This is a genomic window from Burkholderia sp. Bp9031 (assembly GCF_003857965.1).
Lineage (GTDB): Bacteria > Pseudomonadota > Gammaproteobacteria > Burkholderiales > Burkholderiaceae > Burkholderia > Burkholderia ambifaria_A.
Window position 1 is genome coordinate 41,884 of sequence record NZ_QTPW01000040.1, and the last position, 14,178, is coordinate 56,061.

Here is a 14,178-nt window from a genome sequence, read left to right on the forward strand (position 1 = left end):
GGAAAACGTTTTCCAACTATACGCGTGACAAAAGCCGAACGTCAATGGCCGAACCTGTTCGCAGCTATCCACACTTTCCCGATATCGGCCGGTGGCCGGACGCGGGCTTTTTCTGCCACAATCCGGCATAAGCTGACGAAAACGTTACCCTTCCAATGAAAAAAGTTTCCCCGACGATCCGCGACGTGGCGGCGGAAGCCGGCGTGTCGGTCGCGACGGTATCCAAGTACGTGAACGGCACGCAGCGCTTTTCGCCGGCCGTCGAGGCGCGCCTCAAGGAAGCGATCGAGCGGCTCGGCTACCGTTCGAATCCGCTCGCGCGCTCGATGATCACCGGACGCACGCGCACCATCGGCCTCGTGATCCTCGACATCAGCAACCCGTACTTCACGAACGTCGTCAAAGGCGCGAACCGCGTCGCGCTCGAGCACGACTACACGCTGCTGCTCGTCGATACCGAAGAGAACCAGGCGCGCGAACGCTCGCTGATCGAGGCGCTCGCGCAGCGCGTCGACGGGCTGATCGTCAGCACGCGGATGCCCGACGACGAAGCCGGCTGGATGCTCGACCTGCACAAGCCGCTCGTGCTGCTGCGGCGCAGCCCCGGCCTGCCGATCCCGAGCGTCGGCATCGACAACCGGCTCGCCACCTACATGCTCGCGCGTCACCTGCTCAATCTCGGCCATACGCGCATCGCGTACCTCGGCTTCGGCACCGCGCGCGTGAACGACGAACGGATCCAGGGCGCGCGCGACTGTCTCGCGGAAGCGGGGCTCACGCTCGACGTGCACGATGCGCATGCGCCGACCGCCGAAGCCGGCGAGCGCGCGTGCTCGCGCGTGATGCTCGGGCCGCAGCGCCCGCAGGCCGTGATCTGCTACAACGACCTGATCGCGCTCGGCTTCATGAAGGAAGCCGCATCGCTCGGGTTCCGGCTGCCGCAGGACGTGTCCGTCGCCGGCATCGACAACGTGCCGTACGGCGAATATGCGGCGCCCGCGCTGACCACCATCGACATCCAGAGCGAGAACATGGGCGAGTTCGCGATGCAGAAGCTGATCGACGCGCTCGCCGGGCGCACCGATGCGAGCTATTCGACGTTCGAGCCACGGCTGATCATGCGCGCGTCGACGGCCGCGGCCGGTTGAAGCGCGCGCCACGTCCTGCCTTCATCGCTTCCGCGCATCACACATGAGAAACGCGCCGCCTCCGGGCGGCGCGTTCGTTTCCCGGCACGCGATTACGCGTCGAGCTTCGCGGGCTTCATCTTCGGCGTAAGCACGTGCATGATCGCCAGCGCGAGCAGGTAAGCCAGCGCGCCGATCGCGAACAGCACCCAGTAGTGGCCCGTACGCTGCAGCACCTGGCCGATCACTTCCGAGAACAGCACGCCGCCGATCGAGCCGGCCATCCCGCCGATGCCGACCACCGACGCGACCGCGCGGCGCGGGAACAGGTCGGACGCCGTCGTGAACAGGTTCGCCGACCAGCCCTGGTGCGCGGCGGCGGCGAGGCCGACGATCAGCACCGCGATCCACAGGCTCTGCACCTGCGACACGAACGCGATCGGCAGCACGCAGCATGCGCAGATCAGCATCGCCGTCTTGCGCGCGCCGTTCACGCTCCAGCCCGCGCGCAGCAGCTCCGACGACAGCCAGCCGCCGCCGATGCTGCCGACCGTCGTCAGCGCATAGATGCACACGAGCGGCAGACCGATATGCTGCATATCCATCCCGCGCGATTCGTTGAGCCACTTCGGCAGCCAGAACAGGTAGAACCACCACACCGGGTCGGTCAGGAACTTGCCGATCAGGAACGCCCACGTCTCGCGCTTGCGGATCAGCTCGCCCCAGCGCGGCGCGCCGGCGTCCGCGTTCGCCGCGTCGAGCGCTTCGGCTTCGTCGCACGGCTCGTCGTATTCCGCGGCGAGCGCGCGCGTGTCGGCCGTGCGATAGAGCACCAGCCACACCGCGAGCCACACGATGCCGATCGCGCCGATGATCACGAACGCCGCGCGCCACCCGTAGGCCACCGCGATCGCGGGAATGATCGCCGGTGCGAACACCGCGCCGATGTTCGCGCCCGAGTTGAAGATGCCGGTTGCGAGCGCGCGTTCGCGGCGCGGAAACCATTCGGCCGTGGTCTTGATCGCGGCCGGGAAGTTGCCGCCCTCGCCGATCCCGAGCAGCGCGCGCACGGCCGCGAAGCCCATCACCGAGCCGACCATCGCATGCAGCATCGCGGCGATGCTCCACACCAGCATCGCGACCGCATACGAGATGCGCGTGCCGAGCCAGTCGACGATGCGCCCGAAACCGAGCAGGCCGATCGCGTAGAACGCGGAAAACGCCATCACGATGCGGCCGTACTGCACCTGGCTCCAGCCGATGTCGTGCTGGAGCATCGGCGCGAGCAGGCCGAGGATCTGGCGATCCATGTAGTTGATGACGGTCGCGAAGAACAACAGCGCACAGACGGTCCAGCGATAGCGGCTGGCGGCGGCGCGCACCGCGCCGACGACGGCAGATTGCATGAGTGTCTCCGATACGCGGCCGCGCCCGTCGCGCCGCTGGATGTTGCTGTCCGTGACCGGCGACGGGCGCCGGGGCGGGCAATCGGGCCACCTTTTCGTGGTGCGGCCGATTGCCCGTCGAGTTCTGGAAAACGTTTTTCAAAGGATAGGGCGCGGCCCGGTGCCGTGTCAGTCGGGGATTTCGATGAGTCATCTCAAATCTGGCCGCACAAAAAGAGATGACTGTTTTGCAGATTGGCATTAACCGTTTTTCCGGCATTTTCCTGCGCGCAAAATGGGGCCATGACGCAAACCGGTGCGCCGATACACATGTCCGATTCCAGCCAGAATCGGCGGCGAGGATGGTTTACAGTCGTCGCATGCGCCTCGATCCCGACACCTGCTACGACGCCCTGCTTTCGCGGAACCGCCGCTTCGACGGCTGGTTCTTCGTCGGCGTATCGACGACGGGCGTGTATTGCCGCCCCGTCTGCCCGGTGAAACCGCCGAAGGCGCAGAACTGCAGCTATTACCCGACCGCCGCCGCCGCGGAGAAGGCCGGCTTTCGGCCGTGCATGCGCTGCCGGCCCGAACTCGCGCCCGGCCATGGGCTGCTCGACCTGTCCGGCAACCTCGCCGATGCGGCCGCCATACTGATCGAGGACGGTTTCCTGAACGAACACTCCGTCGACGCGCTCGCGCAGCGGGTCGGCGTGACCGAGCGCCATCTGCGCCGGATCTTCGCCGCGCAGTTCGGCGTGTCGCCGGTCGAGTTCGCGCAGACGCACCGGCTGCTGATGGCCAAGCGCCTGCTGACCGATACCGCGCTGCCGGTGGCCGTCGTCGCGTCGACCGCCGGGTTCGGCAGCGTGCGGCGCTTCAACGACCTGTTCCGGCAACGCTACGGCCTCAATCCGCTGCGCTTGCGCAAAGGTGCCGGCGCAGCCGCCGGCAGCGACATGACGTTCCCGCTACCTTACAGGCCGCCGTTCGCGTGGCCCGAGTTGATGCGCTTTCTCGCGCAGCGGCAGATCGACGGCGTCGAGCGGGTCGACGCACACGGCTATGCGCGCGTTGTCGCGCTGCCGAACGGCAACGGTCACGTGACGGGCTGGCTGTCCGTCGCGCACGCGCCGCAGCGGTTCGCACTCGCGGTCACCGTGTCGCCCACGCTGACGCCCGTCGTGCCGGCCGTGCTCGCGCGCGTGCGGCGGCTGTTCGATCTCGACAGCCGCCCCGACGTGATCGACGCGCATCTGGGCGAACTCGCGGAAGGCACGCCCGGCCTGCGCGTGCCCGGCGCATTCGACGGACTCGAGATCGCGATCCGTGCGATCGCGGGTGAACACCTGGCGGCAACGCAGGCGAGTGCCGTGCTGACGCGCGTTGCCGAACGCTTCGGTACGCCGGTCGACAACGCGCCGCCCGGGCTCACGCATGCGTTGCCTTCGGCTGCCACGCTGGCGGTCTTGCCGCCGGCTGCGCTCGAAGCAATCGGCGTGACGCGCGATGCCGCACGGGCGATCGTGTCGCTCGCACGCGCAGTGGCCGACGGCACGCTCGCGCTCGAACCGATGGCGCCGCTCGATGCGACGCTCGCCGCGTTGCGCGCACTGCCCGGCTTCGACGAACGCGCGGTGCAATACGTCGCGATGCGGGCGATGGCCTGGCCGAACGCGTTCCCCGCCGACGACGCGTGGCTCGCGCCGCGCATCGCCGCCGAACGCCCGCGCATCGCATCATCCGCGCCGCATGCGGCACACTGGGCGCCGTGGCGCGCGTATGCCGCACTGCATGTGTGGCGCCTTCATGGAGAAGCTTCGCGATGATTCCCGCTCATCTGATTCCGAGCCCGCTGGGCGACATCGCCATTCGTATCGAAGACGATGCGCTGACGGGCCTTTTCTTCGTCGGCCAGAAATACTATCCGTCGCTGGCAATCGTTGCGGACGCGAACGCGGACGCACGCGCCGCATCGCCGCTCGTGCACCAGGTTGCAGAAGAAATCGCCGAATATTTCACCGGCACGCGCGAAACCTTCTCGGTGCCGATTCACCTGCGCGGCACCGCGTTCCAGCGCAGCGTGTGGAAGGAACTGCTCGCGATTCCATTCGGCGAACTCGTGTCGTACGGCGACATCACCGAGCGCGTGGGGCTGCCGATGAGTGCGGCGCGCGCCGTCGGCGGCGCGGTCGGCCGCAACCCGGTGTCGATCATGGTGCCGTGCCATCGCGTGATCGGCGCGTCAGGCAGCCTCACCGGTTATGCAGGCGGAATTGAACGGAAGCGCGCGTTGTTGTCGCTCGAAGGCGCCGGGTTCGCGCGCGGCGAGCGTCACCCGGTGCAGCAGGCGCTCGCGTTCTGACGTCGCGAATTTACCGTTCGGCGTGCGTGGTGCGGCCTAGTCGTCGCTGCGCTTGCGCATCGCATGCGCGACCCGCGCGTTCGCCTCGAACTTCGCGCGATGTGTCGAGAAGAACGTCCGCACGTTGCGCACGTTCGATGCGCCGGTGAACAGCCGCCGCGCGAACGCGTCGTATTCGGCGACGTCGGCCAGATCGGCCACCACCACGAAGTCCGGCCCCGGCGACACGCGGTAGCACTGCGTAACCGCCGGCTCCGCGCAGACGTACGCTTCGAACGCGTCGTAGTCTTCGGCCGTCTGCCGGTCGAGGCTGATCTCGATCAGCGCCGTGACGGCCGTGCCGATCGCGACCGGATCGAGCACCGCGACCTGGCGGCGGATCACGCCCGCTTCCGTGAGCCGCCGCACACGGCGCATGCAGGTCGGCGGCGACGACAGCGCGCGCTCGGCCAGTTGCAGGTTCGACACCGATGCGTCGTCCTGCAGGATCGCGAGAATGCGCAGATCGAGATCGTCGAGCGTGATGCCGGCCATCGTCGGCTCCTTCCGGTCAGGATGTGAAATTTAATTTCAATATCATAACGCATCGCCCGTTTGCTTCATTTATTGGCTTATTTTGAAATTTAATTTCATTCAACCGCTTCTACCATCGCTGTCACGGATCCAGACCGGACATTTACGGAGCGCGATATGTGTGGAATTGTCGGGGCGGTTGCCCAGCGGGACATCCTGCCGAACCTCGTCGACGGGCTGAAGCGGCTCGAATACCGCGGCTACGACTCGTGCGGCATCGTGGTCTATCGCGACCGTGCGCTGGCACGCGCGCGCAGCGTCGAGCGCGTCGCCAACCTGCAGCGCGAGATCGCCGCGCATGCGCTGTCGGGCTACACCGGCATCGCGCATACGCGCTGGGCCACGCACGGCGCGCCCGTCACGCTCAATGCGCACCCGCACTTCTCGCCGAGCGACGACAACGCACGCATCGCGCTGTCGCACAACGGGATCATCGAGAACTGCGATCAACTGCGCGCGGAACTGCAGGCGCATGGTTATGTGTTTGCCAGCCAGACCGACAGCGAGGCGATCGCGCACCTGATCGACCACCTGTACGACGGCGACCTGTTCGACGCAGTGCGCCGCGCGGTCGCGCGACTGCGCGGCAGCTACGCGATCGCGGTGATGTGCCGCGACGAGCCGCACCGGATCGTCGGGGCGCGCGACGGGATGCCGCTCGTCGTCGGTGTCGGCGATGGCGAGAATTTCCTCGCGTCGGATGCGATCGCGTTGTCGGGCATCACCGATCGCATCGCGTATCTGGAGAACGGTGACGTCGCCGACATTCAACTGCATCGCTACTGGGTCGTCGATGCGAACGGCCAGCGCGTCGAGCGCGCGGTGCAGCGGGTGGCGGCTCACAGCGGCGCGGCCGACCTCGGGTCGTATCGCTACTACATGCAGAAGGAAATCTTCGAGCAACCGCAGGCGGTGGCCGATACGCTGCTCGACGTCGCGTCTATCATGCCGGAGCTGTTCGGCGACGGCGCGTGGCGCGTGTTCAACGACGTCGATTCGGTGCTGCTGCTCGCGTGCGGCGGCAGCTATCACGCGGCGCTGACCGCGAAGTACTGGATCGAGAGCATCGCGAAGCTGCCGGCGAGCGTGGAGATTGCGAGCGAGTTCCGTTATCGCGACAGCGTGCCGAATCCGCGCACGCTCGTCGTCGCGGTGTCGCAGAGCGGCGAGACGGCCGACGTGCTCGGCGCCGTGCATGTCGCGAAGCAGCGCGGGATGATGCATACGCTCGCGATCTGCAACGTCGCGACGAGCGCGCTGATGCGCGAATGCGCGCTGCAGTTCGTCACGCGTGCGGGGATCGAGATCGGGGTCGCGTCGACGAAGGCTTTCACGACGCAGCTCGTTGCGCTGTTTCTGCTCACGCTGGCGCTTGCGCAGGTGCGTGGGCGGTTGAGCGACGACGAGGAGAAAGCGCATTTGCGTGCGCTGCGGCATCTGCCCGATGCGATGTCGAAGGTGCTCGCGCTGGAGCCGCAGATCATGGGCTGGTCGGAGCTGCTCGCGCGACGCGACAACATGCTGTTTCTCGGGCGCGGGATGCATTATCCGATCGCGCTGGAAGGCGCGCTGAAGATGAAGGAGATTTCGTATATCCACGCGGAGGCTTATCCCGCCGGGGAGTTGAAGCACGGGCCGCTGGCGTTGGTCAGCAATGAAATGCCGGTTATCGCGGTGGCGCCGAATGATGTGCTTCTGGAAAAACTCCGGTCGAACATGCATGAAGTCAGTGCGCGGAATGGCAGGCTCTTTGTGTTCGCGGACGTGGACTGCGGGTTGGTGCCGAGCGAAGGGATCGAGGTGATTCGGCTCAATGAGTACTATGGGCCGCTGTCGCCGATTCTGCATACGGTGCCGATGCAACTGCTGGCTTATCACGCTGCGTTGGCACGGGGGACGGATATTGATAAGCCGAGGAATCTGGCGAAGTCGGTGACGGTGGAGTGAGGGGCATTCGTCGTAGACCACGATGTGGCAATCTGGATTAGAAGCGTTTACACGTCAACGTTTCTAATCCGTCCGGAGCCAGTTTTTGTCTCCAAACACTTGTTTTTGTGACGTAAACGCTTCTAATCCTGCAACGAGAAATTGCCCACTTCAAAGGGGAAATTCCGAAAAAGTTGAACCGAAATGATTCCATCAAGCGGGTGTTCGGGGCATCGACCCCGGTCTCATGCCGTTAGCCCCGTGGCTCCAAATAGCTTCGGCCACGGGCCCACCTGTCTCATGGAGAAGCCACGCTAACGCCTTCGCAACAGCAACCTTGATACCCTTATCCTTCGACTCCTCCACCTGCTCTATCTTGCTGTATGACTCGATGAGCTTCGCCACAAACTCCCTCAGCTCCATATATGGATAATTGGAGACTTCTTTGACCTTCTCGGCCAACACTGGACTATTCAGAACGAACGCCCTCAACAACGGATTGCGGGTATCGGATACGCTGCCCTTAGCCCATTTGACGAGCACATCAACGACATCCTTGCGGTCAGCCGAGCCTTCGATGCATCGTGTAAACGTGTTTGTGTAGCTCAGCCCGCATCGCCAGCTTCCCGGCTCGTAATCCGACTCGAAAACATTCAAAAATGCGGAACTGGACAGCCATGCCTGATGGTCTTGCGACAGTGGCACAAGCGTGCTCGTTTGCTCCAACTTCATCGCCTTCGCCATCGCTTGCCGAAAGTCGACGATAGCCTGCTGCCGATAGTGGGTCGTATAAGGCTTCCATGCCTCCGGTCCAGCTGTCGCAAGCCCAGCCTCTTTCATCGCCTCAATGCTCTTGAGCTGCTTCTCCAGCGCCCTGCCACCATCGAACAGAGCACCGAGGCCCATACCCTCATAGGTATTGGCTTCTAGCATGCTGGCGCCACGTTCCACGTCCTCTTTCGCCGATACCGTGGCGGCACCGGAACGAACACGCCGGGACGCACGCGCTTCGCTTCGGCATGCTTCCCTCAGCGCGCTCGACAGGGGTCGCCTACAGGTAGTCCAGCTCGAACGGGCATTCCGACAGCGAAACCGGTCCGTCCCGAGTGATCAGCACCGGCTGCTCGAGCTTCACGCCGTCCACACCGCCGGGCACGCCGACATAGCTCTCCACGCATACCGTCATCCCCTCTTCGAAGACCCCCGGGTACTGGTAAGCGGGTGCATCGGGCGGGAAATACACGAGCGGGTACTCGACGCCGAACCCGAGACCGTGCACGATTTCAGCGTAGCGGTTCGGTACGTACACTTCCGGCATCTTCCAGGTGCTGTCGATGAAGTCGTGGAACGAAAGCCCCGGTCGCAGCAACGACATGTTGTGCTGCAGTTGCTCGTACGCGAGGGCGTAGTTCGTTCGCTGCTCGTTGTTCGGCCGCCCATCGCCGATCACGAAGGATCGCGTCTGGTCCGCGAAAACGCCGTGCGGGCCGATCAGGTCGCTGTCGAACACCAGCATCTCGCCGGCCTCGACGATCTTTTCGGATGCCTCGACAAACCACGGGTTCGTGTGGTGACCGGACGCGAGCCCCCTCGTCTCCTGATACTCGCCACCGTGCTCGATGTTGTACTGGTTCAGCAGCGACAGCAGGTAGTTCTCGCTGACGCCCGGACGTACGTGCTCGCGCATGTAAGCGATGGCATCGGTGCAGACCCGCATCGAGTCGCGAATGATCCGGACTTCGTCCGGACTCTTGACCGACTTCGCACGCTCGAGCGGCCCCTTCGCATCGACTGTTCGAACGTGAAGCCTGTCGAGCGCGCGCAGCGGCAACAGGTCGATACGGTCCAGCCCCAGCACCGCACCTTTCCCGCACACCTGTGTGAGCAAGTCGGCGATTTCCTCCGCCCACAGGTTTGCATGCTCCTCTGCACGTGAACCCGACCCAAAGTAGTCCCAGGACTTGGCGGGCCGGGCTTCATCAATCAGCTCATTGCCTGCAGACAGGTGAAGCGCGCCGCCATAGTCGAACATCACGACCTTGCCTGTGACGGGCACGAAGGCATAGCGCACCATGTGATGCGAGGACCACACCTGCATGTTCCGACAGTTCGTCGCATACCTCAGATTCAGCGGATCGAACAGCACCGCCGCATCGATACCTTCGGCCTTCAACATCTCGCGCGTCCGCTCGAGGCGTCGCGCGTAAACTTTCGTGTAGTCAATTGTCTCCACAGCCTGGAACCTCGCCACTCATCGTCGTCGCAAACGGAGTTCGAACCTCGATGGTCGAACCGCGTGACAGGGGAAGCACCTGCGCCAACGGCGTCCCGCATCGTCCGCCGGAAAGCGTCAATCCCCTGTACCGGCTCAATTCTGGTAGACGACATCGGGCCCAGGCAAACGAATCTTCTTGAGTCGGTTTATCAAAATATTTGAAGCACCGCATCAGATAGTTTCGTTTGCTTTGACCATATCGGCTGGGTACTGTGATTTCGCGATACGACATACCCCTGCCGCAGCTCCGCACGAGAAAGGCCTGCACGCCTGTGCGTCTGCGAGCAAACGAATCCTGCCGTTCGCGTCCATACCCCATTGAATCCGATACGTCCGACATGACCTCATCTCACCTCATCCCTTCCGTTTCCAAGCAACCGGCGCCGAGCGACATCGAACAGAAAATTGCGGGCTGGGATTCCTGGCAATGCACCGACAGTACATTTGCGCATCGATACGTTCCTGGCGCCACCTTCCTCGTCGTTCGCGGTCAGGCGAAACTGACCTTCAAGCACGGGCTCGAGCTCGACATCGCTCAAGGGGACCTCGTGACCATTGGCGAAGGCGCCGAAGCCGAATGGGTCATCTCCTCGCCCATCGAGACGCGGTACGCGTACCACGAGAGCGGTGGCGCTGCGGGAGCGTGATCATGAGCCAGGCATTGGAATTTGACTATGTGATTGGCGGAGCCGGTTCGGCAGGCTGCGTTCTTGCACGACGTCTCGCTGACGCAGGCAATCGAGTCCTGCTGATAGAGGCCGGTCCCAAAGACAACGCGTGGGTCATCCGTATGCCTGCCGGCCTTCGTTCGATTTTCAAGCCTTCCTCGAAGTACAACTACTGGTTCGAGACGGAGCCGCAGCGCAACCTCGGCAATCGGTGCATTCAACAGCCGCGCGGCCGTGTCCTCGGAGGCTCCTCCTCGATCAACGGCATGACTTGGCTGCGCGGTCACCCGCTCGACTACGACCGCTGGGCGCAGGAAGGCGCGACCGGCTGGGACTGGCAAAACTGCCTGCCGTACTTCCGGAAGATCGAGCGCAGCGACGTCAGGAGTGCCTACCGCGGCACCGACGGATTCATCCATGCTCAACGTCAGGAAAGCCTCTCCCCGCTGAACCAGGCGTTTCTCGACGCCGGCGTCGAAGCCGGATTCCCGCTGACAGGCGATGTCAACGGCTACCAGCAGGCAGGCGTCTCGCGCTTCGAGATGAGCGTCGACCATGGGATCCGCAATAGTGCTTCGTATGGCTATCTGCACTCGCGTCAGGACGATGGCAACCTCACCATCTGGACGCGAAGCACGCTGCGAAAAATCAACATGATCGGGAACCGGGCGACGGGTTTCCAGGTGTTGCATGAAGGTTCGATCGTCGACGTACTCGCTCGCAAGGAGACGCTGCTCTGCAGCGGGGTGTTCGGTTCTCCTCAACTGCTGATGCTTTCCGGCATCGGACCGGGCGCACATCTGAAGGAGAAAGGCATCGACGTACGAGTTGATTTGCCCGGCGTTGGCCAGAACCTGCAAGACCACCTCGAATGCCACATTCAGATCGAGACCAAGGAGCCCGTCTCGTTGAATCGCGAGCTTCGACTGCACCGGATGCTGCTCGCCGGCGTGCAATGGTTCGGTTTCAAGTCCGGCATCGCTTCTGTCAATCAATGCCATGTTGGTGCCTTCCTGAAGAGCGCCGACTACATCACGCATCCGGACATCCAGTTCCACTTCTTCCCGGTGTTCTTCGACAAGAACTGGATTCCGACTCGGCAGACCAACGGCTATCGAATCGGCGTCGGTCCGATGCGGCCGACCAGCCGCGGCCAGGTTAGACTGAAGTCGAACGTGGCGGAAGAGGCCCTCTCCATCGACCCCAACTACATGGATACCGAAGAGGACTGGCGCGTCATGCGCGAGGCAATGCGCCTGGGCCTGCTGTTCTCGAAGCAGCCCGCCTTCAGCCGGTATCACTTCCGCGAGGACATGCCCGGTATCGACGTCAGCGCCACCGAGGCGCTGGACGAGTTCATCCGGATGGACGCGTCCAGCGCGTACCACCCGTGCGGCACCTGCAAGATCGGCCCGAAGAAAGACCGGCTGGCAGTCAGCGGAACAGACCTGAAGGTTCATGGCGTCGAACGGCTTCGCGTCATCGATGCGTCGGTCATGCCCTCGGTGCCCAGTGCAAACATCAATGCCGCCACGATCATGCTGGCAGAGCGCGCGAGTGACATCGTGCTCGGAAAGCCGGTGCTGCGGGGTGATTCCCTGAAGTTTGTTGCATGACCTGAAGCGCGCCGCGGCCCGATTGGCCGCGCGACAACCCACGCAAAGCTTGGCCCCGAAACCTTCCAACAGGGAAACACCATGAAGATGTCCAGATTACTGAAATTCCTCTTGCCGGCCGCTGTCTTCCTCTCTGCGGCGGGTACTGCACATGCCGACGACAAGGCAATCACGATCGGCGTCAACAACTGGGCCGAGAACATCGCCGTCGCGAACATGTGGAAGATTCTCCTCGACGAGAAAGGCTACAACGTCAAGCTGCAGAGCGCCGACAAGGCCCTGCTCTATAACGGCGTCGCCAACGGGCAAATCGATATGACCTTCGAGGTCTGGCTCCCGACGCTCGACAAGCCGGCCTACGACAAGGTCAAGGAACGCGTTGCCCTCGTCGGTCCGTGGTTCAAGGAAGCCAACCTGGGCCTGGCCGTTCCCGACTATGTCAACGTCGACAGCATCGAGCAGCTCAACGCGAACAAAACCCTGTTCGCGTCGAACGGCCGCCCGAAGATTGTCGGCATCGATTCCGGCAGCAGCCTGATGCGCGAAACCGAGACTGCGAAGAACAGCTACAAGCTGGATTGGGATGTGCAGCCGTCGTCCGAGTCGGCGATGATCCTGTCGCTGGAACGCGCCGAGAGCCGCAAGGAACCGATCGTCGTCACGCTGTGGAAGCCACACTGGATCTGGTCGAAGTACAAGTTGAAGTACCTCAAGGACCCGAAAGGCGAGTTCGGTTCGACCGATTCCATCTACGGCATCGAAACCCTGGCATTCAAGAAGCAACATCCGGACGTCGAGCGGTGGCTCCAGAAATGGAAGATGGACGACAACTCGCTTGGCAGCCTGATGTCCGAAATCAACAAGCAAGGTGCGACCACGCCTGAGAAGGGCACCAGGATCTGGATCGATGCCCATCGCTCCCTCGTGCAGCAGTGGATGCAGTAAGCGTCGGCAAGGCGTTCGGTACGCCGCTGGCGACAGGCACTCGCCAGCGGCGTGATTGCCGCACTGATTACCGCAGCAAATCGCATGGGCACCCGGAATTTGCATCCTCACATCGCCGACCGGATAATCATGCAACGACATGGACGTGCGGCGAGCGGAGTCAGGTAATGCGACGAGGAAAGCTGGACCTTAATGTACTTGAGACATTCGCCACGGTCTGTCTCTCCGGCAGCCTCAAGAGCGCGGCCGAGCACCTGTACCTCACGCAGTCTGCGGTCAGCATGCAGATCAAACGCCTTGAAGAGTGCGTGCAACAGCGGCTGCTCGAGAGGAACAACCAGAGTCTTCGTGTGACACCGGCGGGCGAGAAGATGCTGGCCCATGCCCGCGCCATGCTTCGTCTCGAAAGCGCGGCACTGAATGAATTCCTGCGTGAGCCGATTGCCGGCGAGATCCGCATCGGCGTGCCGGCCGACTATGCTCCCGCCCTTCTGTCATCCGCGCTGCCCTATCTGCACGACAACTTCCCCGCGGTGGTCCCTTCGGTGGAATGCGACCTGAGCAGGAAGCTGCGACGGAAGATCGAGAGCAATGAACTGGACCTGGCGATTCTCACGCAGGATGTGGATATCGATTCCGGCCTGCCCCTATGGGAAGAGAAACTGGTCTGGGCCGAGCCGGTGGGAAGCGAGAGGCGTGCGGACAGCTACACGGCAGTCGGTCTGCTCGACGTCGATTGCGTATTGCGCGACATGACGTTGCGCCTTGCAGCCCAACAGGCCCCCTTTCACCGGATCGCGTTTCGCTCCAACGCGCTATATAGCATTACAGCGGCAGTCGAAAACGGCTTCTGCGCGGCGTTGCTTCCGCAGAGCTCGCTCAGCCCATCGTCGCTCACGTCGAGCAAGCTCAAGGTCACCCCGATCAACGACCAGCTCATGATCCGGCTAGCCATCGCACCCGAGAAGAAGCCCGGGCTGGATTCGATTGCCGAGTTTCTTCAAACCCAATTGCTTCTTTCGGCTCGACGGGCCGAAGCTGCGTCGTAGTCGCGTGTCATTCCCGGATTCGGTTTTCCGCCTGCCGGCTACTTGACTTTGGAAATCAAGTTCCAGGAAAAGGATGCTCGACGGTCGCCGGGGCGCGGCTCTCGCCACAGCGCCCGGCTTCCCGCTTGTCGAAAGTCGAAGCGATCAGAAGAACCCGAGCGCCTCGGCCTGATAGCTGACCAGCAGGCACTTCGTCTGCTGATAGTTCGACAGCGCCATCTTGTGCGTCTCGCGACCGATGCCCGACTG

Annotated in this window: 11 protein-coding genes and 1 pseudogene; 8 read left to right on the plus strand and 4 right to left on the minus strand. The window is 63.2% G+C overall.

The features are described from left to right. Positions 1-44 precede the first annotated feature (44 nt). Positions 45-1,148, plus strand: a pseudogene (locus DIE15_RS32785) (LacI family DNA-binding transcriptional regulator). 92 nt (positions 1,149-1,240) lie between these two features. On the opposite strand, the gene DIE15_RS32790 reads toward DIE15_RS32785, so the two are convergent. Continuing rightward, positions 1,241-2,533: an MFS transporter gene (locus tag DIE15_RS32790; RefSeq protein ID WP_124835474.1), complete on the minus strand. Its 1,293-nt coding sequence runs from the start codon at positions 2,531-2,533 to the stop codon at positions 1,241-1,243. A gap of 341 nt (positions 2,534-2,874) precedes the next feature. On the opposite strand from DIE15_RS32790, the gene DIE15_RS32795 reads away from it, so the two are divergent. Together DIE15_RS32795 and DIE15_RS32800 are read left to right on the plus strand one after the other, a co-directional pair. Continuing rightward, positions 2,875-4,341, plus strand: a complete 1,467-nt coding sequence (locus DIE15_RS32795) for a DNA-3-methyladenine glycosylase 2 family protein (protein WP_124835475.1) — start codon at positions 2,875-2,877, stop codon at positions 4,339-4,341. Beyond that, positions 4,338-4,877, plus strand: a complete 540-nt coding sequence (locus tag DIE15_RS32800; protein ID WP_057925948.1) for a methylated-DNA--[protein]-cysteine S-methyltransferase — start codon at positions 4,338-4,340, stop codon at positions 4,875-4,877. The genes DIE15_RS32795 and DIE15_RS32800 overlap by 4 nt, the downstream gene beginning before the upstream one ends. A gap of 36 nt (positions 4,878-4,913) precedes the next feature. Here the strand turns inward: DIE15_RS32800 and DIE15_RS32805 are convergent, their stop codons facing one another. Continuing rightward, positions 4,914-5,411 carry an Lrp/AsnC family transcriptional regulator gene (locus DIE15_RS32805; RefSeq protein WP_057925949.1) on the minus strand — a complete coding sequence of 166 codons (498 nt, stop codon included), beginning with the start codon at positions 5,409-5,411 and terminating at the stop codon, positions 4,914-4,916. 156 nt (positions 5,412-5,567) lie between these two features. Between DIE15_RS32805 and glmS the strand changes: the two genes are divergently transcribed. Next, positions 5,568-7,397, plus strand: coding sequence for a glutamine--fructose-6-phosphate transaminase (isomerizing) (gene glmS / locus DIE15_RS32810; protein ID WP_124835476.1), 1,830 nt, complete (start codon positions 5,568-5,570; stop codon positions 7,395-7,397). A 192-nt stretch (positions 7,398-7,589) separates the two neighbouring features. Here the strand turns inward: glmS and DIE15_RS32815 are convergent, their stop codons facing one another. Beyond that, positions 7,590-8,309 carry a hypothetical protein gene (locus DIE15_RS32815; RefSeq protein WP_244104911.1) on the minus strand — a complete coding sequence of 240 codons (720 nt, stop codon included), beginning with the start codon at positions 8,307-8,309 and terminating at the stop codon, positions 7,590-7,592. A 118-nt stretch (positions 8,310-8,427) separates the two neighbouring features. After that, positions 8,428-9,627, minus strand: coding sequence for a Xaa-Pro peptidase family protein (locus tag DIE15_RS32820; protein ID WP_124835477.1), 1,200 nt, complete (start codon positions 9,625-9,627; stop codon positions 8,428-8,430). Between the two features lie 362 nt (positions 9,628-9,989). On the opposite strand from DIE15_RS32820, the gene DIE15_RS32825 reads away from it, so the two are divergent. From DIE15_RS32825 to DIE15_RS32840, 4 genes are all read left to right on the plus strand, one after another. Next, positions 9,990-10,298 carry a cupin domain-containing protein gene (locus DIE15_RS32825; protein ID WP_057925957.1) on the plus strand — a complete coding sequence of 103 codons (309 nt, stop codon included), beginning with the start codon at positions 9,990-9,992 and terminating at the stop codon, positions 10,296-10,298. A gap of 2 nt (positions 10,299-10,300) precedes the next feature. Beyond that, positions 10,301-11,935: a choline dehydrogenase gene (locus tag DIE15_RS32830; protein WP_124835478.1), complete on the plus strand. Its 1,635-nt coding sequence runs from the start codon at positions 10,301-10,303 to the stop codon at positions 11,933-11,935. Between the two features lie 81 nt (positions 11,936-12,016). Then, entirely contained in the window at positions 12,017-12,880 is an 864-nt protein-coding gene (locus DIE15_RS32835) for a glycine betaine ABC transporter substrate-binding protein (RefSeq protein WP_124835479.1), read from the plus strand. Between the two features lie 167 nt (positions 12,881-13,047). Further along, positions 13,048-13,929 (plus strand): LysR family transcriptional regulator, encoded by an 882-nt coding sequence (locus DIE15_RS32840; RefSeq protein WP_124835480.1) that lies wholly within the window; start codon positions 13,048-13,050, stop codon positions 13,927-13,929. Positions 13,930-14,178: the final 249 nt, after the last annotated feature.

What these genes read in the sequence shown, in the direction of transcription:
- DIE15_RS32800 (WP_057925948.1), top strand. Translation starts at nt 4,338, where the DNA reads ATGATTCCCGCTCATCTGATTCCGAGCCCGCTGGGCGACATCGCCATT.
- DIE15_RS32795 (WP_124835475.1), top strand. Translation starts at nt 2,875, where the DNA reads ATGGTTTACAGTCGTCGCATGCGCCTCGATCCCGACACCTGCTACGAC.
- DIE15_RS32790 (WP_124835474.1), bottom strand. Translation starts at nt 2,533, where the DNA reads ATGCAATCTGCCGTCGTCGGCGCGGTGCGCGCCGCCGCCAGCCGCTAT.
- DIE15_RS32805 (WP_057925949.1), bottom strand. Translation starts at nt 5,411, where the DNA reads ATGGCCGGCATCACGCTCGACGATCTCGATCTGCGCATTCTCGCGATC.
- DIE15_RS32840 (WP_124835480.1), top strand. Translation starts at nt 13,048, where the DNA reads ATGCGACGAGGAAAGCTGGACCTTAATGTACTTGAGACATTCGCCACG.
- DIE15_RS32830 (WP_124835478.1), top strand. Translation starts at nt 10,301, where the DNA reads ATGAGCCAGGCATTGGAATTTGACTATGTGATTGGCGGAGCCGGTTCG.
- glmS (WP_124835476.1), top strand. Translation starts at nt 5,568, where the DNA reads ATGTGTGGAATTGTCGGGGCGGTTGCCCAGCGGGACATCCTGCCGAAC.
- DIE15_RS32815 (WP_244104911.1), bottom strand. Translation starts at nt 8,309, where the DNA reads ATGCTAGAAGCCAATACCTATGAGGGTATGGGCCTCGGTGCTCTGTTC.
- DIE15_RS32825 (WP_057925957.1), top strand. Translation starts at nt 9,990, where the DNA reads ATGACCTCATCTCACCTCATCCCTTCCGTTTCCAAGCAACCGGCGCCG.
- DIE15_RS32835 (WP_124835479.1), top strand. Translation starts at nt 12,017, where the DNA reads ATGAAGATGTCCAGATTACTGAAATTCCTCTTGCCGGCCGCTGTCTTC.